General features: G+C 69.7%; 17 protein-coding genes and 2 pseudogenes. 8 read left to right on the top strand and 11 right to left on the bottom strand.

Annotated elements, in window-relative coordinates; all coding sequences use genetic code 11:
- The first annotated feature begins 70 nt into the window (after window positions 1–70).
- Entirely contained in the window at window positions 71–241 is a 171-nt protein-coding gene (locus B082_RS39265) for a hypothetical protein (protein ID WP_018554499.1), read from the top strand.
- Between the two features lie 519 nt (window positions 242–760).
- On the opposite strand, the pseudogene B082_RS40035 reads toward B082_RS39265, so the two are convergent.
- Both B082_RS40035 and B082_RS36600 read right to left on the bottom strand, forming a co-directional pair.
- Window positions 761–1,121: pseudogene (locus B082_RS40035) on the bottom strand (transposase); the annotation flags it as partial.
- Between the two features lie 25 nt (window positions 1,122–1,146).
- The gene (locus tag B082_RS36600) at window positions 1,147–1,401 is read right to left on the bottom strand and encodes a hypothetical protein (protein ID WP_018554497.1); all 255 of its coding nucleotides are present in this window, start codon (window positions 1,399–1,401) and stop codon (window positions 1,147–1,149) included.
- Between the two features lie 264 nt (window positions 1,402–1,665).
- Between B082_RS36600 and B082_RS36595 the strand changes: the two genes are divergently transcribed.
- The 6 genes and pseudogenes from B082_RS36595 to B082_RS0124770 form a co-directional block, all read left to right on the top strand.
- A complete protein-coding gene (locus B082_RS36595) occupies window positions 1,666–2,994 on the top strand; it encodes a carbon-nitrogen hydrolase family protein (protein ID WP_324608505.1) in 1,329 nt (442 codons plus the stop codon).
- A 424-nt stretch (window positions 2,995–3,418) separates the two neighbouring features.
- Window positions 3,419–4,441: a bifunctional DNA primase/polymerase gene (locus B082_RS0124790; RefSeq protein WP_018554494.1), complete on the top strand. Its 1,023-nt coding sequence runs from the start codon at window positions 3,419–3,421 to the stop codon at window positions 4,439–4,441.
- Window positions 4,438–5,976, top strand: coding sequence for a DNA primase family protein (locus tag B082_RS0124785; RefSeq protein WP_018554493.1), 1,539 nt, complete (start codon window positions 4,438–4,440; stop codon window positions 5,974–5,976). The genes B082_RS0124790 and B082_RS0124785 overlap by 4 nt, the downstream gene beginning before the upstream one ends.
- 123 nt (window positions 5,977–6,099) lie before the next feature.
- Window positions 6,100–6,483 carry a DUF6009 family protein gene (locus tag B082_RS0124780; protein WP_018554492.1) on the top strand — a complete coding sequence of 128 codons (384 nt, stop codon included), beginning with the start codon at window positions 6,100–6,102 and terminating at the stop codon, window positions 6,481–6,483.
- 180 nt (window positions 6,484–6,663) lie between these two features.
- Window positions 6,664–7,902, top strand: a complete 1,239-nt coding sequence (locus B082_RS0124775) for a ParA family protein (protein WP_018554491.1) — start codon at window positions 6,664–6,666, stop codon at window positions 7,900–7,902.
- Window positions 7,899–8,642 (top strand): annotated as a pseudogene (locus B082_RS0124770) (ParB/RepB/Spo0J family partition protein); the annotation flags it as partial. The gene B082_RS0124775 and the pseudogene B082_RS0124770, both read left to right, overlap by 4 nt.
- A gap of 474 nt (window positions 8,643–9,116) precedes the next feature.
- Here B082_RS0124770 and B082_RS0124765 read toward each other — a convergent pair.
- From B082_RS0124765 to B082_RS0124740, 6 genes are all read right to left on the bottom strand, one after another.
- On the bottom strand, window positions 9,117–10,511 hold the full coding sequence (locus B082_RS0124765) for a trehalose-6-phosphate synthase (RefSeq protein ID WP_018554490.1): 1,395 nt from the start codon (window positions 10,509–10,511) through the stop codon (window positions 9,117–9,119).
- The gene (locus tag B082_RS0124760; RefSeq protein ID WP_018554489.1) at window positions 10,508–11,695 is read right to left on the bottom strand and encodes an MFS transporter; all 1,188 of its coding nucleotides are present in this window, start codon (window positions 11,693–11,695) and stop codon (window positions 10,508–10,510) included. Before B082_RS0124760 ends, B082_RS0124765 begins: the two co-directional genes overlap by 4 nt.
- A gap of 207 nt (window positions 11,696–11,902) precedes the next feature.
- Window positions 11,903–12,673 carry a thiamine biosynthesis protein ThiG gene (locus B082_RS0124755; protein WP_106435535.1) on the bottom strand — a complete coding sequence of 257 codons (771 nt, stop codon included), beginning with the start codon at window positions 12,671–12,673 and terminating at the stop codon, window positions 11,903–11,905.
- Between the two features lie 157 nt (window positions 12,674–12,830).
- Window positions 12,831–13,262, bottom strand: a complete 432-nt coding sequence (locus B082_RS36590) for a helix-turn-helix domain-containing protein (protein WP_018554487.1) — start codon at window positions 13,260–13,262, stop codon at window positions 12,831–12,833.
- Between the two features lie 322 nt (window positions 13,263–13,584).
- Entirely contained in the window at window positions 13,585–14,508 is a 924-nt protein-coding gene (locus B082_RS0124745) for an alpha/beta hydrolase (RefSeq protein ID WP_018554486.1), read from the bottom strand.
- A 120-nt stretch (window positions 14,509–14,628) separates the two neighbouring features.
- Window positions 14,629–16,128 (bottom strand): MFS transporter, encoded by a 1,500-nt coding sequence (locus B082_RS0124740; protein WP_018554485.1) that lies wholly within the window; start codon window positions 16,126–16,128, stop codon window positions 14,629–14,631.
- 129 nt (window positions 16,129–16,257) lie between these two features.
- Here B082_RS0124740 and B082_RS0124735 point away from each other — a divergent pair, with 129 nt between their 5' ends.
- Window positions 16,258–16,689 (top strand): MarR family winged helix-turn-helix transcriptional regulator, encoded by a 432-nt coding sequence (locus tag B082_RS0124735; RefSeq protein ID WP_018554484.1) that lies wholly within the window; start codon window positions 16,258–16,260, stop codon window positions 16,687–16,689.
- A 62-nt stretch (window positions 16,690–16,751) separates the two neighbouring features.
- On the opposite strand, the gene B082_RS0124730 is transcribed toward B082_RS0124735, so the two are convergent.
- The 3 genes from B082_RS0124730 to B082_RS0124720 all read right to left on the bottom strand — a co-directional run.
- Window positions 16,752–17,336 carry an NADPH-dependent FMN reductase gene (locus B082_RS0124730; protein WP_018554483.1) on the bottom strand — a complete coding sequence of 195 codons (585 nt, stop codon included), beginning with the start codon at window positions 17,334–17,336 and terminating at the stop codon, window positions 16,752–16,754.
- Between the two features lie 79 nt (window positions 17,337–17,415).
- Complete coding sequence (locus B082_RS36585) at window positions 17,416–17,652, bottom strand: acyl-CoA carboxylase subunit epsilon (protein WP_018554482.1); 237 nt, start codon at window positions 17,650–17,652, stop codon at window positions 17,416–17,418.
- 9 nt (window positions 17,653–17,661) lie between these two features.
- The coding region (locus B082_RS0124720; RefSeq protein ID WP_018554481.1) for an acyl-CoA carboxylase subunit beta at window positions 17,662–18,564 on the bottom strand (903 nt) is incomplete at its 5' end.

Here is an 18,564-nt window from a genome sequence, read left to right as displayed (position 1 = left end):
CGAGGAGAGAGGTCAGCACTGGACAGGGGCAGGGTGCCGGGGTCAGCGGGTTGAGGGGGAGACAGGGCCGATGGGGTCTGCGTACTACCGGGCAGAGAGCGAGAGCGGTGACCACATCGAGGACCTGTCCGAGGATGCGCTGTTCATGCTGATCGGCGACCTCAATGACTCGGAGCCGGATCCTGACCTTTCAGGTCAGGCGGGTGCGAGCGTGGCTGCCGCGGTCGAAGGTGAGCCGTAACTGTGGAAAGCGTGTCCTCTTCGGGTCCAGCAGATCTATCAGGGTGACCAACTGCGTCTGCAGATCCTGCAACCGGGTGATGGCCGGGGCGGTGTCCGCAGCGAGCCTGTCTATGTCCGCCAGCAGAACGGAGAACCACTCGAGAAGCCGTTGTCGTGCTCCAGCTTCGCGCAGAACTCTGCGTAACCCAGACAGCGGCGCCGACCCGGCTCACCCTCCGGGTGGATCATCAGTTCACCGATAGCTCGCTGCTGGACACGGAACAGGCGCAGCTCATTATTCACCGTTTCGATCCTGGCAGGCTCGCACCGATCCGTGAGATCTGCAGCACGATCTGTGTGTTGACGCGGCTTCTGCCGAGGTCGAGGAACTGGATGTCGCGGCGCAGGATCTCCACCCAGCCCAGGTATTCGGCGAGTACGAAGACCGTGCTGGGTCGTACGAACTGGGCCTTACGATCGGTGCCCCGTGCGAGGAAGGACGTACGCAGCCGAGGCTGCGCAAGGAGTCCTGGTCGGCGACGTGGCAGAACAGGCGGTCCGGGCTGGTCGGCGCGTCCGGACGCAGCCACGGCGGGACAGCGACTGCCAGGAACGGGTGTTCGTCGGCGGCCTTCGGCTGTGGCGCACGGCCAGCGCCTTGCGCAGTCTGTCTGCGTCGATGCGGCCCTGGTTGAGCGCGTCGGGCAACGCGCCGTGGCCACGCCGGTGCTCGGCCAGCAATGTCAGATCGACCTGCGAGGTCACCGGGTCGTCCTCGCAGAGCATCAGCGTCGCAGAGCTCGAACAGGGTGTCAGCGCCGGGTCAGACATGCGTAGAAGTCCTCCAGAGAGTGCGACGCGCAGTCGCATGTCCCGTCCCGGGCATCGTGGTGCAGCAGACCCGTTCCCCACGACCGTCGCTGATCAAGCGTCCACTTCGGGCCCCACATGACGAAGGACTGTCCCGTGCTCGCCTGCGGCGACGAGTCCGTCGATGACCTTGACCATCGACGGCACACCCTCATCTCGCACGACGAGGCCGTCCCAACACCACCAGTAGTCGCCCTCTGGTTCGCCGACCTGCCGCTGACGGTCCATGATCCGGCGCACCTCATCGAGAGTGAACACGGTTCCGGACCAGCGGTCATCATCATCATCACGGATGACCCACATGTCCACATTTCAGACCTCGTCGAGGTCCTCGGTCGCTTGGCTTCCGGGGGGCTTCGGGTGTGGTCGGGGCGCGGGCCGTTGGTGGTTGACGGGGGCTGTGGGCGGCGGCAGGATGTTGGACTGCGTGGCCTACGCCGAACCTCCCGTGACCGTCCCCAGCGCGGTCTCCTGTCGGAGGCAAAGGGACCAGTGTCTCAGGTCGTTCGTGCAGCCCGATCGCCTCGGGCGTCGCTGCTGGGGGGTCGTCGCTCCGGGCGTGGAAGGCAGCGAATGACCTCGCGCAGGAATTTCAAGCACCAGGTGCGGGCCCGCTCCGCGAAGACCGGTGAGTCCTATACGTCCGCCCTGCGGCATTTCCGGGCGGCTCCGTCGGAGAGTGCGTCGCCGGGGAGCGTACGGCTCGCCGTGGCACAGTCCCTCGTACGCAATGATCCCGGGGACGCGGAAGCCCTGCGTGAGAGTGGGCGTGGGGTCCGTGCCCTGATGCGTGTGGCCGCCGGGCAGGGGGCGCGGGTCGTGCATTTCCCGGAGGGGGCGATCTGCTTTCCCGACAAGCGGGTCATGTCTGTCGCCGGCCCCGGTGCGGTGGGTCCGGCGGACTGGGAGCGGTGCCAATGGTCCGTGCTCCGGTCGGAGTTGGCCGCGATCGCCGAGACCGCCCGTGAGCTGCGGTTGTGGTCGGTGGTTTCGTCGGCGCATCGCTTGACCGGTCCGCACCGCCCGCACAACAGCCTCTACGTCATCTCCGACCGGGGCGAGGTCGTCACGCGTTACGACGAGCGCCTGTTGTCGAAGACGAAGGTCTCGTACATGTACTCGCCGGGCAGGGCGCCGGTCACCTTTGACGTCGACGGCGTGCGGTTCGGGTGCCTGCTCGGTATGGAAATCCACTTTCCGGAGTTGTTCGCGGAGTACGAGGGGCTGGGTGCCGACTGCGTCCTGTTCTCCACCAGCGGCACTCTCGGCAACACCGCCGCGCAGGCTCAGGGGCACGCCGCGGTCAACAGTTACTGGGTCAGTCTGGCTGTGCCCGTACAGGACGGTGCCGCCACGCTGTCAGGGATCGTTGCCCCCAACGGTGACTGGCTTGCGCGATGCGCTGCGGGGGGGGCTCGCCGTCGGTGGCCGTCGTGGACCTTGACGACGGTTCAGAGGCGGCTGCCGAGGCGGTTGCCTACGCGCGCCCCTGGCGGCGGGCGGCGCGGGCGGGTCTGTACGCCGAGCACCAAGTGGCCGACCCTCGCAGCGAGGACAGGACGGCGGCTTTCTAGCCCTTCTTTCCGCCGGGTCCGGTGGAGCGGGCGGCGGGCGGTCCTGGTGTCGGGCGTTGGTGGGGCTTCAGTCCCTCTTGTTTCGGTCCCTTTTCGGTCCCTCCGAGAAAAGGCCAGGTCAGAGGCTTGGGGTGGGTGCTGGAGAGGGTCCGAAGGGACTGAAGGGACTCAACTTCCCTGTTCCAGTCATTATGCGTGCGTGTGTATGCGCGCACGCGAGACAAACCACCCTATTCTCCTCTTATTTACCCCCTGTACTCCTGAGCCGTTCATAACTACTGACTCTCAGTCCCTTCAGTCCCTCGCCTCATCCCGCAAAACGCTGTGACCTGCGGTTTTGTTGAAGGGACCGAAGAGGGACCGAAAGGGTCCAGTCCCTTCGGTCCCTCTTCCGTCCCTCTTCGGTCCCTCTCTTCGCGTCCGGGGTGCGACTGCCGACACGCCCGGTCTGCCCGCCGGCCGCCGCGCTGGGTTCCAGCGGCGGTGCGGCGTAACTCCCGCAGGTGGTCAAGGGACTGAAGGGACTCGCGGAAGGAAACAGTCCCACGTGCGTGCAGGCTGCTGTTGTAGGCTCTGACCCGATTGGAAAACTCAGTCCCTTCAGTCCCTCTGTCTCGCAGTGGAAACGCTGTGACCTGGTCTTTCTTCCAGGGACTGAACAACCTGTTGGCCCTCGGCAAGGACGAATCAGCGTGCCGCGTCAAAGCGAGACCAGTGGCCCGCGTGCAGCGGGAACCACGAGTCCCTTCGACATGGCCCGTTGGTGTGCGGGCAACGGCTGGCCGGTCCATCCGCTGGCCGCCGGCCGCAAGACTCCCGCGGGCAACTGTCCGGCCTGCCGCAAGGACCACCATCGTCCGGCCGACTGCCCCTGTCTTCCGGCGGGCAAGTGGTGTCACGGCTTTCACGCGGCGACCACGGACCCGGAGCTGCTGGCGGCCTGGTGGGGCGTCAACCCCGCGCTGGGGGTCGGGGTCTCGTGCGGCCCGGCCGGGCTCGTCGTACTGGACGTCGACGCCCACAGTGCCGAAGTCCCGCACCGCGACCGGCTCCTGCCCGGCATCCCCATCCACGAGAGCGTCAACCTGGCGGGCCTGGCCTCCGGGTTCGACACCCTCGCCCTCCTCGCGGCGCTGCGCGGCCGGCCGAGTCCGGCGGACGACGCGTCGACGCTTCGCGTCCGTACGCCCTCCGGAGGCCTCCACGTCTGGTACCGCACCGATCCCGACGGGCCGAGCTACCGGTCGTCGGTCGGGTCCAGCCCCAAGGTCGCCCTGGCCTGGCAGGTCGATGTCCGTGCCGTCGGCGGCTACATCGTGACCCCGGCCACCCGCACCCCCGCCGGCACCTACACCCCTGTCGGCGCGGCCCGGTTCCCCGCGCCCCTGCCCGACTGGCTCGCCGCCGAGCTCCGGCGTACCGGCCATACGCCCCGCCCCGCCCCCGTACAGGTCCCCGCGCCCCGGCCACGGCCCGTGCGGGCCGCACGCGGCGAACGGCGTGCCACGCGGCTGCTGGAGCCGTTGCTCGCCGAGGTCGAGGCCTGCGGGGCGGCGGCCGAGGGGACGGCCTTCACCGAGAAGCTGAACCGGGCCGCCTACACCGCCGGTGGCCTGGTGGCCGGCGGGCACCTCACCGAGAGCCAGGCACAGGACCTGCTGACCGCGGCCGCCGACCGTGCGCGGCCGCACCGCAGCCGGCACAGCCTCACCGTCATCGCTTCCGCCCTGTCCGCCGGCGCAGCCCGCCCGTTCCATCCCGAAGGACGCCCATGAGCAGCGCCGACAGCAGCCCGCGCTTCGACGCCACTGCCGCAGCGCAGCAGATGCTCGCCCTCGAAGAGGAGGGCGGGCTGCCCGGTCTGCCCGCTCAGCAGAACGCCTCCGCGGTGCCCGAGCCGGCGCCGTCCGGGGGGCGGCTGCCCTCGCTCCTGACCGACCGGGGCAATGCCAAGCTGTTCGCGGTGATGTTCGGTGACCAGTTCCGCCACGTCGAGGGGCTGGGCTGGTACCACTGGGACCAGTACCGCTGGAAGCGCACCGGGGGCGAGAAGGCCGCTGTCTGGGCGGCGGGCGATCTGGCCGAGCAGATGCCCGCGACCGACCCCTCCGGCCAGTTCACCGACCGGGAACTCAGCTCCCACCGGCGGCGTTCCATGTCGACCCCCGGTATCAAGGCGATGCTCACCCAGGCCAAGGCCTCTCCCGCGCTCGCCCTCGACCCGGATGTCCTGGACGGCGATCCGTACGCGCTGTGCACCCCCGCCGGTGTCGTCGACCTCCACACCGGGCACCTCCACAAGCCCGACCCCGTGGGCGACATGCACTCCCGTGCCACGAGTGTGGCTCCCGAGGCGACGCCCACCCCGCGCTGGCACCGTTTCCTCCACGACACCTTCGGCGACGACGCCAAGGGCGAGGAGACCATCCACTTCCTCCATCTGCTCCTCGGCTACTCCGTGACGGGTGACGTCGGGGCCCAGGTGCTTCCCTTTCTCTACGGCACCGGGGCCAACGGCAAGTCCGTCCTCCTCGACGTCATGACGCAGATCCTCGGCGACTACGCGCAGGCCGCCCCGCCGGGGTTCCTGATGGAAAAGGGCAAGTTCTCCGAGCACTCCACCGAGCTGACCGAGCTGCACGGCCGGCGCATCGTCGTCTGCTCCGAACTCAAGCCGAACGACAAGTTCGACGAATCCCGTGTGAAGCTCCTGACCGGCGGCGACCGCATCATGGCCCGTCGTATGCGGCAGGACTTCTTCAGCTTCAACCCGACCCACAAGCTCTGGCTGCTCGGCAACCACCGCCCCGAAGTCGGCACCGGCGGTCACGCGTTCTGGCGGCGGATCCGGCTCATCCCCTTCGAGCGCGTCGTCCCCGCCGCCCGCAAGATCGACAACCTCGCCAAGGAACTGGTCCAGAGCGAGGGCCCCGGCATCCTGCAGTGGCTCATCGAGGGCGCCAAGCTCTATCTCGCGACCCGTGACCCGCTCGACGGGCCCGCCACCGTCCGTACCGCCACCGCGGCGTACGCCACCACCGAGGACCACATCGGCCGCTTCCTCACCGAGTGCTGCACCACCCACACCACCGATCTCCGGGTGGAGCAGGGGCTGCTGTACGCGACGTACTGCAGCTGGTGCAGTGCCGGTGAGGGCATCCGGCCCGCGACGGCACGTGCGTTCGCGACCCGGGTCCGTCAGGAACTCTCCCTCGCCTCGCCCGCCGACATGATGAAGTCCAGCGGCAAGAAGTACTACCCGGGCCTCGGGCTCCTCACCGACGACGACTCCCGGACCGGCCATGCCTGACCCACGCGCCCGGCGCACATCCGCCGCCTCGGCCTACCATGAACACGGTGCCCCCACCAGGGAACGTGCTCACACCCATCCCGGCCCTCTCCCGGCCGGCCGAAACACAAAGGGGCTGCAGCCATGAGCTCGCTGCTGAACGAGAGCGACCTCCACCACGAGAACGCTGTGGTCTGGCTGGAGAACCCCGACAACCTCGACTACGTGCGCCAGGCCCTCGACAAGACCACCCGGCGCCGGGGGAAGCCCCGTTACGAGCGGGACGGCCGCATGGTCGGCTACACGGAGCTGGAGGCGCACACGGAGGCCGACCCCGACAGCGGTCTCCATCTGCGCCGGGTCTTCTTCCTGCTCCCCCACGACCGTGACGCCGACCCCGACGGCCCGTACCACGAGGGCGCGCCCGGCGAAGCGGTCGACCCGAGCACCATCGAGCCGAAGCGGGTCGGCGACAAGACGCCGCGTTCGCAGCGGGGGCTGACCGCGACGGCTGACGCCGCGAACTGACGGGGCGGGCGGGGGCTCGGGGGCCTCGGCTATTACGGCGTAATAGCCGAGGCTGCTACGCGTCTGGCCCGTGCGAGCGGCAGCAGGCCGCCGCCGGTCAGCTGCGCGGAGGACCTTCTCGAAGACACAACTAACGTGCTGCTGTCGGAAAGGATCACCAGAGTTAGTAAGGTGACCCCCATGACATCGCCCTCCCCCGGCGACCGCGAGAAGGTCGTCTCCAAGCTGCCCTCGGTGTTGCAGCAGGATCTGAAGATCCGGGCCGCCCAGCACAACGTCGACATCCAGCACGCCGTCGAAGCCGGCATCAGGGCCTGGCGGCGGCTCGGCTCCAACCTGTCTCCCGTCGACACGGCCGGTGCCAAGTCCTTCGCCACCTTCCTGCCCGACGGGCAGTGGGAGGAGTTCCGCGCCGACTGCGCCTCCCGCGGGGTGTCGCTCATTCAGGGGCTCGCCCAGTCGGTCGTCATGTGGCTGGAGACGAACCCGGCGCCCACCGCCGTACGACCGGAGCACCCCAAGCGCATCATCACCTGCAACCAGAAGGGCGGCGTGGGCAAGACCGCCATCGCCGCCGGTACCGGCGAAGCGCTTGCCGAGGACGCCGACGCGCTCCACCCCGTCCGCATCTCCAAGCACTTCGCGGCGGCGCTCTTCGGGGGCGAGGAGGGTTCGGCTCTCGACCACGAGGACCTTCCCGGGCTCGGGCTGCGTGTTCTCCTGGTCGACTTCGACCCGCAGTGCCACCTCACCAAGCAGCTCGGCCACCAGCCGCTGCCCATCGAGGGCGACAGCCTCACCAAGCACATGGCCGGTGAGGCGATGGGCCGGCTCGCCGATCTCGTCGTACCGGTGGAGGACCCCCGCTTCGGCGACCGGCTCCATCTGCTGCCCGCCTGCACCGACGCCTTCCTCCTCGACGTCAAGCTCTCCGCGGTCCGGGCGCGCGAGGCGGCGCTGGAACGGGCCCTGTCGGCGATCGAGGGGGACTACGACGCCGTGATCATCGACTGCCCGCCGAGCCTCGGGCTCAGCATGGACGCCGCCGCGTACTACGGGCGCCGCCGGCGGGGCGAGGCCCCGGGCAACTCCGGTGTCCTCGTCGTCGTCCAGGCCGAGGACAGCTCCGCCGACGCCTACGGGCTCCTCACCTCGCAGATCGAGGACCTCCGCAACGACATGCACCTCGAACTCGACTACCTCGGCATCGTCGTCAACCACTACGACGCACGCCGCGGCTACATCGCCACCTCCTCGCTCAGCTCCTGGATGGACATCAAGGACCCCCGGGTCGTCGGAGTCATCGGAGACCTGAAGGAGCAGAAGGAGGCGGTACGCGTGAAGCAGCCCCTGCTCGCGTACTCACCCCGCTGCGACCAGGCGGTCGGCATGCGCGCACTCGCCCGGGAGATCTCATGAGCAAGGCATCCCGGCTGGGCGCCGGCGCCTCCTTCGGCCAGACGCAGTCCATCAGCGCCCGCCGCGCCGCCATCAACCAGGTGGCCGCCGCACCGACGGAGGGGGCCCCTCCCCCGGTCGACCTGCCCGTCGACGTCATCAGCCTCAACCCCGACAACCCCAGGTCCGACCTCGGCGACCTCACCGACCTCGGCAACAGCCTGCGCGACCACGGCCAGAAGACCGCCATCAGCATCATGGGCCGGTTCGCCTACCTCGAAGGCAACCCGGGGCGGGAAGCCGACCTGGAACCAGGCACCAAGTACGTCGTCATCGACGGCAACTCCCGCCTGGCGGCGGCCCGCGAGGCCGGCGTCGCCCGGATCAAGGTGATGCTCGACGACGACCTCGGCAGCAACCCCGACGAGATACTGGAGTCGGCCCTCGTCGCCAACATCCACCGCCAGGAGCTCAACCACCTGGACGAGGCCAGGGCCCTCGAACAGCTCCTGCGGATCCACGGCACGCAGGAGGCCCTCGCGGCCCGCCTCCACCGCTCCCAGGGCTGGGTCTCCCAGCGCCTCGCGCTGCTGACCCTGACGCCCGCGCTCAAGGAGAAGCTCCAGTCGGGCGAGGAGTCCGCGGCCACCCTGCGTCTGGTCGGCAAGAAGAAGGCCGAGGAGCAGGAGGCCCACCTCCAGCGTCTGAAGGCCACCAGGGCGAAGAAGTCACGTCCCGCCGAGCGGCAGGCGCCGGCCACCGACCCTGCCGCCCCGTTGCCCTCGACCGACCCCCACACCCTGACCGCCCTCATCGTCGCGCAGCTCGACGTACCGGCCCGGCGCAAGCTGACGGAGCTGCTGGTCGACTACAAGATCGAGGAGTCGAAGCGGATGCGGGCGGAGAAGTCCGCCACGACCGCCGACACCACGTGACGCCCGCCTTCTGGGGATGAACCTCCTTCGGCGGCTCGGTATTACGGCGTAATACCGCAGGGCCGTCCTGGAAGCGGACCGCCGCCTTGAGCCCCTCAGGGGGGGGCTGGAGTTGGGGTTCCCCCTGCAGTAGTGCGTCGATGTTCGCGAAGAGTTCTTCCTCGGATGCCATGTGTCTGTACCTCCAGGGCGGAGAGCAGCACACGTCGACTCTTGTCTTCAGCCCGTGAATGCAACCCTTTCGGACGCGTCGTGGTGCCGCGTGGAGGACGCGGCACCATGACGCGCGGTCGCCCGGGGTCAGCCGGGGAAGACCGAGGTGAGCCACTCCTCGGCGGTCTCCGAGCGCAGCAGTGCGCGGCGCTTCTCGGCGGGGCCGGTGCCGTCGGCGTCCGTGTTCAGCGCGGCCTCGATGACGCGGCTGCTCTGGTCGATGTCGAAGGGGTCGATGGCGCGGGCGAACGGGCCGAGCTGTTCGTGGATGCCCGCGTTGACCGACAGGAGCAGCGAAGCGGAGTCGTCCATCAGGTAGGCGGCCTCCTTGGCGAACAGGTTGAGGCCGTCGTAGGTGGAGTTGACGATGGCCGCGGTGCTCATGAGCAGGGCGGCGACGACGCAGTTGCGCGAGTCGCGGCCCTTGCCGGGCTGGAGGAGGGTGGCCACCGGCCGGCCGGGTTTCCCGAAGCGGTCGTTGACCCGTTGGATCGCCTCCTCGGTGAGCCGCTGGTAGGCGAGGTGGCGGGCGGACGCGCGGCTGGGCGAGGTGCCGATGGCGAGGAACCAGGTGGTTTCGGCGAGTTCCGGGGAGTGTTCCAGGGCCGCTTCGAAGGCGGCGAACCCGCGGGGCATGTTCTTCCAGAGGTCGATCCGGTCGGCGCGCACCATCATGCGCCGGCCGTCCGCCATCTCCGTCAGCCGCTGGGTCCATGACGCGGTGGCGGGTTCGTCCACCATGGTGTCCAGCACCTGTACGTCGAGCGGGAACGGGGAGGACACCAGCCGGGTGCGGTGGCCCCGGTGCACGACGGTGTCGCCCTCGATGACGGCGTCGGGCAGGAACCTGGCGCAGCAGGCGGCGAATGCGTCGGTCCAGCGGCGGGCGTGGAAGCCGACGGTGTCGCAGGTGAGGAGGGATTCCAGGATCCGGGTGCGGACGTGTCCGGGCAGGAGGGTGAAGTAGTCGGGCTCGCACCAGGGGGTGCCGAGGAAGTAGGTGAGCTTGCTCTGCCTGGAGGTCTTGCCTGCGGTGAAGAACTCCGGGACGAGCATGAGGTGCGGGTCGTTGATGAGGATCAGTTCGTCGGCGGTGTCGGCGGACAGGGTGGTGAGCCGCTGCGCGTACAGCCGGTTCACGGTCTCGTAGCCCGCCCATGCTTCGGCGAGCCTGCTGTCGAAGACGGGTTCGACAGACGTGTCGTGCATGTAGTGCAGGAGTCCCAGCAGCAGCTGGATGGAGATGGTGTCGTAGTGGTGGCGGCGCAGGTCCTCGTCCAGGCCCATGGGGTGCAGGGTGACGCCGCCGGCCAGGGTCACCGATGCGGGCAGGTCGTCGCCGGGGGGTGAGGTGAAGATCCAGTCGCCGCCGTGTTCGTCGAGCAGGGCGATCAGCATGGGGACGAGCCCGCCGGCGGAACGGGGGTTGAGCTGTCCGTCCGTCCACTGGGGGCAGCTGTTGCTGCAGGTCAGAATTTTCATGTCGGCATCCTTGGTGTCTGGGCGAGCGGGCCGGAGGCGGGGACGCGCATGCGGGCGAGGGCGAGGGCTGTGAGCGCGAGGGCGCAGAGTGCCAGGAGCTGGTATCCCCAGGCGCCGGGGAAGAGGGCTACGAGGGGGGCGACGACCATGGCGGCGGCGCCCATCGTGGCTTCGCCGATCCCCTCGACGTAGGGGCGCAGTTGTCCTGGGACCGCGCCGGTCAGCAGTGTGCTGGCGCCGACCACGCCGAAGTTCCAGCCGAGGCCGGCCAGGACGAGGTGCGCGGTGGTCAGTGTTGTGGGGCCTGTGCTGAAGCCGCCGAGTGCGCAGGCCACGAGGGAGATCACGGCGCCGACGAGGACGACGGGTACGGGCCCGTAGCGGTCGGCGAGCCGTCCGACGAGGGGGGCGGGGGCGAACATGCCGACGACGTGCAGCGCCACGAAGGAGCCGACCACGCCGGTGCTCGCGCCGTGCTGGCTGAGGTGCACCGGGGTGATCGTCATGATGCCGACCATGATGAAGTTGGCCCCGGCCAGCGCGCTCATGGCCACCACGGCTGCCGGCTCCCGCAGTGCGGCGCCCAGCCGGAGGGTGCCGCGCGCGGGTTTCGTGCCGGAGGCGAGCACGCCGGCGGCCCGTCCCAGCAGGGGTGTGCGCGGGGAGCAGCCCGCTGCCAGCAGGAGCGCGGAGCAGCCGAACGCCGCGAAGGCGACCAGGTACAGGCCGCACAGTGTGGGCAGGCCCACGGCCCGTGCGGCGGAGCCGCTGGGGCCGAGCAGCAGTGGGCTGATGACCGCGCCGATGGCGGTGGCGAGGAACACCAGGCCCAGTGCCCTGCCGCGGTTGCCTTCCGGTACGGCCTGGGCCGCGGTGTAACGGAGGAGGAAGATGGAGGAGTTGGCTGTGCCCAGCAGGGCGCTGCCGGCCAGCATCCAGCCGAGGCTGCCCTGCCGGGCGGCGAGGACGACGACCAGTGCCCCGATGGCCCCGAGGATCAGGCCGAGGGCCAGTCCGCGGCCGCGGTGTCCGCGTCCTGCCTGGTGGGACACCAGGAGTGCGCCGACCGCCGAGCCGCCCAGGTGCAGGGCCACGGGCAGTCCGGCCACCGAGGCCGTGCCGGCCAGTTCCGTGGCGAGCAGGACGCCGGCTGTTCCGCCTGCGGCGAGGCCGATGGCGGCCACGGCCGTGGTGCCGGCGACGAACGCCGGTATGCCCGGCCACGGGTCGCCCGGCCCGGCCGTGTGCGGTGGCCGGCTGGGGCCGGCCGCGCTGCCACCCGGGTGTTCCCGGGTGGGGCTGTAACCCTCTTGGCGGTTCAGGGGTACGTCATCCTCTCCTGCGCGGTGTGCACCGGGCCGGCGTCGGGTGCTGGGCCGGCCGGCCTTTCCTCAGGCCGCGATGGTCTCGGCCATCGGTCCGGACTCGTAGGCGCAGCGGCCCGCTGTGGTGGCGTGGCGCATGGCCAGTGCCATCTTCATCGGGTCCTTCGCCTCGACGAGGGCGGTGTTGACGAGGGTGGCCGCGGCTCCCATGCCCATGGCCTGGGCGACGTGGTGGGCGGTGCCGAGGCCGCCTTCGACGATGACGGGGATGCTCAGGACGTCGATGATCTCCTGGATGGGGCCGGGGTCGACGATGCCGCGCCCGGAGGCGACGGGGGCCGCCATGACGCGCAGCGCCGAACAGCCCGCGTCCTGGAGGGCCAGGGCGGTGCTCAGGTCGGGCAGGATGAAGGGCAGCAGCGACCAGCCCTTCGCCCTCAGTTCGTGGGCGGCTTCGATGGTCTGGCGGTTGTCGGGCATGTTGTTGTCGCCGCGTACGTCCAGCTTCAGGATGTCGATGCCCCAGGAGTCGCGCAGGACGTCGGCCGTGCGCAGGGCGCCGTCCTTGGAGCGGGCGAACGAGGTGGTGCCGATCCAGGTGAACCGGTCGAGGTCGAGGGCGGCGTCCAGGTCGGACAGCAGGAGGCTGCTGCGGCGGTTGTCCGGGTCGACGGTGGTGATGAAGATGTCCGCGTCGGTCACCGTGAGGACGTCCCGCACCACGGAGACGGAGTCGTACTGCTCGATTCCGACGATGAGGCGGGAACGGAACTCGCGGGTGCCGATCCTGAGCCAGGGTTCCCGGGGGTCGATGGAGGCCGGTCGCTGAATGGTCATGGAGTATCCCATCGGAGTGGATGGCAGAATGCCGCGAGCAACGGGTTTCTTCATGCTGCCGAAACATTGGACATCGAACTCGGCGGGCCTGTCAGCCGTTCCTGTCCGCTGTCTTTCCAACCTGTTTTCCGGGGGATGTTTCCGCCGTACCTTTTTGTCAGGAGGCCGGTGCGAGGATGTAGCCCCTGCCCCGGGCGGTCTGGAGTGCCAGGCCCAGCGGCTGGATGCGCCGGCGGATGCGCATGATGTGCAGGTCCAGTGCGTTGCGGCTGATGCACGCCTGGCGTTCGCCCAGGCGGTCCAGTAGTTCCTCGCGGCCCACGAGCGCCCGGAAGGAGCCGGCCAGGCTGTCCAGTAAGGCTGTTTCCACAGGTGAGACCGCTACTACGCGGTCGCGGTACTTCAGCGCACCGCTCGGGTCGACGGTCGGTACGGTGAAGGGGTAGGACTTGGCGCGCAGGGCTGTCATCCGTGCGCGTAAGTCGTCGTTGCTGATGGGCGCCCGTGCCCAGTCCTCGCGTGTGTCGGAGCAGATCGGGGCGGGGCCGCCGCCCTCCACGATGAGCAGGCGCAGGAGGCCTTCTTCCATGCATTGGCGTCTTCTGGCCGATTCCGCAGGCCAGCGCAGAAGTTTGACGTCGACTTGATCCTGTCGCACGAGGAATCGACCCCCGGTCTCGTGATCCGTCATTGGGACTCATGGGAGGACATCGTTCGCGGTCGGCTTCCAGTAATTGCGCTGGAGCGGCGCGAGCGTATCGTGCGCATGAATCGCATGGCTGATCCGAGAACGTATGTCGAGTTCTGCCCCACTGAATTCGGTGCGTTCCTCAAGGGTTTGTGCAGTGGTTGTGGAGTGGATCTCGGCGGGGTGGGTTCCGGTACGGGTGCGGTGGGCGGGAGTTGCCCGGTCAGCGGGGTCCCGGCGGGTTCTTCGCGGCTTCCGGGGGTGTCAGGCACTCCTCCAGGAAGGCGAGGACCCGCAGATGATAGGCGCGGGCCGTCCGGCCGAGGCTGATGTTGTGGCCCGCGCCGGGGAGCCGTTCGCTCCGGGACAGCGGGGATCCGAGGCGGCCGAGCATGGCCCGTACGGTCTCCGGGTCGCTGCGCCACCACCGTTCGTGCTCGGCGAAGGTGAACCGCACCGGCACGCGCACGTGCCGTGCCAGCCGGGCGTACGTCTGGGGCCAGTCCAGTATTTCGCGGGCCTCCCGCTCGGGGACGGGCGTGATCAGGCTGTCGGCGGAGCGGAAGGTGCCGGGCGGGTAGAGGGCGAGGGGTCCCCAGTGCATGCGGTGGGAGAGGCGGCCGCCGCGTGCGGCGAGTTGTTTCGCGGCGGGCGCCCATCGGTCGCCGATGCCGGAGACGTCCGCGCCGAGCAGTCCTTCGTCCGTCCACCGTGAGGCCGTGTGCAGGGCGGTGGCGCCGCCCAGGGAGTGTCCGACGAGGAGGACTCCGGCGCCGCCGGGGTGGCGGAGCCGGTAGTCGTCCAGGGCGGCGCGGAGGGTGTCCGCCTGCTCGGACAGGGCCGCGCCGCCGGGGAGTCGCGCGGCGGACCGGCCGTAGCCGGGGCGGTCGACGGCGAGTGCCGTGTAGCCGCAGGACGCGGCGAGGGTCAGCAGCGAGGTGGCCGGGTCGGCGCGGCCGTCGAAGTATCCGGCCCGCATTCCGCCGCCGTGCAGGGCCACCAGGAGGGCGCGGGGTTCGCGGGCGGGTTCGGCGAGCAGTCCGGAGAGGGTGACGCCGTTGCCGTGCAGGGTGACCGTACGGACCGGGGGTGTGCCGGTGGCGGGTGCGGCCACGGAGGAGTTCGCCGCCTCTTGCTCGTGGTCCACGAGGTCTCCTGTGCTGCGTCGGGGGCCGGTCGTGCGGGCGGGCCGCGAACGGCAGCGACCGCCGACGCCACGGGGGAGGGGCGCCGGCGGTCGCCGTTCATGGGGGTGCGGCCGTGCCGCCTACACGGCTACGGGGGTGATGTCCTCGGCCGCCTTCTCGTCCTGCCGCGGCTTGGGCAGGTTGTTGGTGAGCATGATCAGCGCACCGGCCAGCAGCAGGATGCCGACGGTCCACCACACGGCGACGGCGTAGCCGTGGACCGCCGCCTGGTTCGCGATGCCGGAGCCGCCGCCGCGGGAGGCCAGGTAGGCGGCGGCGGTGCTGGCCGCGATGGTGTTGAGCAGGGCGGTGCCGATGGAGCCGCCGAGCTGCTGCGAGGCGTTGATCATCGCGGACGCGACACCGGTCTCGTGGTCCTCGACGCCGTGGGTGGCCAGGCTCATCGCCGGGGTGAAGGCCATGCCGAGGCCGATGCCGAACAGCAGCTGGCCGGGCAGGACGAGCAGCGGGTAGGAGGAGTCGACGTCCAGCTGGGTCAGGATCAGCATGCCGAGCGCGGCGACGAGGAAGCCGGGGCCCATGATCCAGCGCGGGGCCATCTTCGGCATCATGCGGCTGGCGATCTGGCCCGCCCCGATGAGCATGCCGGCCACCATGGGCAGGAACGCCACACCCGAGGCGAGGGCGCCGTAGCCGCGGATCTCCTGGAAGTAGTAGGTCAGGAAGAGCAGCAGGCCGAACATGGTGATCACGGCGAGCGCCTGGGAGGCGAAGACACCGGCCCGGTTGCGCTCGGTCACGATCCGCAGCGGCAGGAGCGGTGCGCTGCTCCGCTTCTCGACGACCACGAACAGGGTCAGCAGGACGACGCACGCCACGAAGAGGGCCAGCGTGGGGGTGGCGGTCCAGCCTTCGCTGTCGGCGAGCGTGAATCCGTAGACGAGGGCGACGATCCCGGCGACGGAGAGCAGGGTGCCGGCGATGTCGAGCTTCTCGCGGGGCGGGCGGCTGCCCTCGTCGCGGACGACGGAGACGGCGCCGGCGACCACGACCACGGCGAAGGCGATGTTCACGAAGAGGGACCAGCGCCAGTTGAGGTACTCGGTCAGCACACCGCCGAGGATCAGGCCGACGGCGGAGCCGCTTCCGGCGATCGCGCTGAACACCCCGAAGGCCTTGGCCCGCTCCTTGGGCTCGGCGAACGTGACCGCCAGCAGGGACAGGCCGGCCGGTGCCAGCAGGGCGCCGAACGCGCCTTGCAGGGCCCGCGCGGTCAGCAGCATCCCGGAGTTGACCGCCAGGCCGCCGATGGCGGACGCCACTCCGAAGCCGATGACGCCGATGAGGAAGGCGCGCTTGCGGCCGATGGTGTCGCTGATCCGGCCGCCCAGGAGCAGCAGCCCGCCGAAGGCGAGCATGTAGGCGGTGATGACCCATTGCCGGTTGCTGTCGGAGATGTCGAGCGCCCGTTGTGCGGAGGGCAGTGCGATGTTCACGATGGTGCTGTCCACGGACACCATCAGCTGGGCGAGGGCGATGTAGACCAGGGCCTGCCAGCGCCGGGCGTCCGGGGTGGCGGCGCCGGACTCACGGGGCGCGGTGATGTGCTCTTCAGCCATGACGAGTTCTCACTTCTGTGACGGCAGGCCGATGGCCCTGACACATTTGTTGTGTCGACCAATGTTGTACGGCATAACGATATGGCCTGAACGTTGGTCGGTGCAACACTGTCCCGTAGACTCGTCCGCATGACCCTGTACGGACGCCTGGTCGAACTGGATGTCTGGCTGCTCTCCGGCGCCGCTCTGCGGGCCCAGCGGCTGCTCTGCGAATACCTCGACACCACCGGTCTGCGGATGCAGCACTACCGCGTGATGGCGGGCCTGGCCGAACTCGGCGAGTGCACCCAGGCCGACCTGGGGCGGGCCCTCGGCCTGGACGCGGGAAACATGGTCGCGCTCCTGGGGGACCTGGAGGGCCGCGGGGCCGTCACCCGTAAAACGGACCCCGCCAACCGTCGCCGCAACCTCGTCAGGAGCACCGAGGAGGGCCGGAAGCTGTTCGAAGAGATGGACCGGGCCGTCGAACAGGCCAACGAGACCATGTTCGCGGCCTTCTCCCCCGCTGAGCGCGAGGACTTCCACAAGGTGCTGGTGCGCCTCGCGCAGGGCGACCAGTGATTTTGCGGGTGTCAGGCCCACGGGCCGTCCGCGGTGGGACGGCCCCGTAGGCCTGCCGGGTCTCAGGCCCCGTACGGGCGCTTCTCGCGGGCCTCGCGCAGCGAGACGCCCCACCACACCAGCTGGTCGAGGAGGGCCTTGGCGGCCGTGCTCGCCGCGGTGGGCTCCACGAGGGCTCCCGACTCGTCGAACTGCCCCCACACGTTGTGGAAGCTCACGCAGTCGCGCACGGTGACCGCGTGCAGCTCGGCGAAGACGGGGCGCAGGTGCTCCACCGACCGCAGGCCGCCGGCCAGGCCGCCGTACGAGACGAAGCCGAGCGGCTTGGCCTGCCACGGGGTGGAGTGCCAGTCGATGAGGTTCTTGAGCGAGGCCGGGTAGCTGTGGTTGTACTCCGGCGTCACCACGACGAAGGCCTCGGCGGCGGCCAGGCGGGGCGACACCCGGGCCAGTTCCGCGGCCACCTCGTCACTGGGCGAGTGCGACATCTGGTGCGGCAGCGCGTGCTCGTCGAGGTCGATCAGGTCGACCTCCACGTCCGCGCGCTGCTCGGTCTGGGTGAGGAACCATCGTGCGACGGTCGGGCCGAACCGGCCCTCCCGGACGCTGCTGTTGATCACGGCGAGGCGCAGAGGTGCGGCGGACATATATCTCCTCTAGTACCGGCCGGGCGGAGACGGCCTGGAGCCTTTCCGCCCGAGTCTGAACGTTGAACCAAGGCTGAAGTCAAGTCCGGCCCGGGGAGCTCACTGCGAGCGTGCGGCCCGTTCCCTGCTCCCGGCCCCAGCCCCGGGCGCCGCTGTGGCGCAGCGCGCGTTCGAGGCGGTGCCAGTTGGGTGTGCGGCGGCGGGACGGGCGAAGGGGCTGGGGCTGGGCCGCGGCGGACCGGGCCATCAACACCACGACGAGAGCGGCGAGTTCCTCGGGAGTAGCGTAGCCGCGGATTACCCGGATGTCCGACATGGTTCTCCGTCACAGAGGGGGGTTGCCGTGCTTGCGGGAGGGCAGTTCGGCGTGCTTGTCGCGCAGCATCGCGAGGGATCCGATGAGGGTCTCGCGGGTCGTTCGGGGGTCGATGACGTCGTCCACGAGGCCGCGTTCGGCCGCGTAGTACGGATGCATGAGCTGGGAGCGGTACTCCTCGATCTTCTGCCGCCGCATCGCCTCGGGGTCGTCGGCGCTGTTGATCTCGCGGCGGAAGATGACGTTGGCGGCGCCCTCCGCCCCCATGACCGCGATCTCGTTGCCGGGCCAGGCAAAAGACAGGTCGGTTCCGATGGACCTTGAGTCCATCACGATGTAGGCACCACCGTATGCCTTGCGAACCACGACCGAGACTCTAGGGACGGTGGCGTTGCAGTAGGCGTAGAGCAGCTTCGCGCCGTGGCGGATGATTCCACCGTGCTCCTGGTCGACGCCGGGCAGGAAGCCGGGGACGTCCAGAAGAGTGATGATGGGGATGTTGAAGGCGTCGCAGAACTGGACGAAGCGGGCCGCCTTCTCGCTGGCCCGGATGTCCAGTACCCCGGCGGTGGTGGCCGGCTGGTTGGCGACGATGCCGACGACCTCGCCGCCGAGGCGGGCCAGGACGCAGAGGCTGTTGCCCGCCCAGCCGGAGTGGATCTCGAAGAAGTCCCCGTTGTCGACGATCTCCTCGATGACGGCGCGCATGTCGTAGACCCGGCCGGGGTCGGCGGGGACCAGGTCGAGCAGTGCCTCGCTCCGGCGGTCGTGCGGGTCGTCGGACAGGACGGTCGGGGCGAGTTCACGGTTGTTGGAGGGCAGCAGTCCGATGAGGTAGCGGACCTCGGCGATGCAGGTCTCCTCGTCGTCGTACGCGAAGTGCGCGACGCCCGAGGTCTCGGCGTGCACGTC

This window comes from Streptomyces sp. ATexAB-D23, assembly GCF_000373645.1.
GTDB lineage: Bacteria > Actinomycetota > Actinomycetes > Streptomycetales > Streptomycetaceae > Streptomyces > Streptomyces castrisilvae.
The sequence above is the reverse complement of the archived record's forward strand: the minus strand, read 5'-3'. Positions and strand labels throughout refer to the sequence as shown.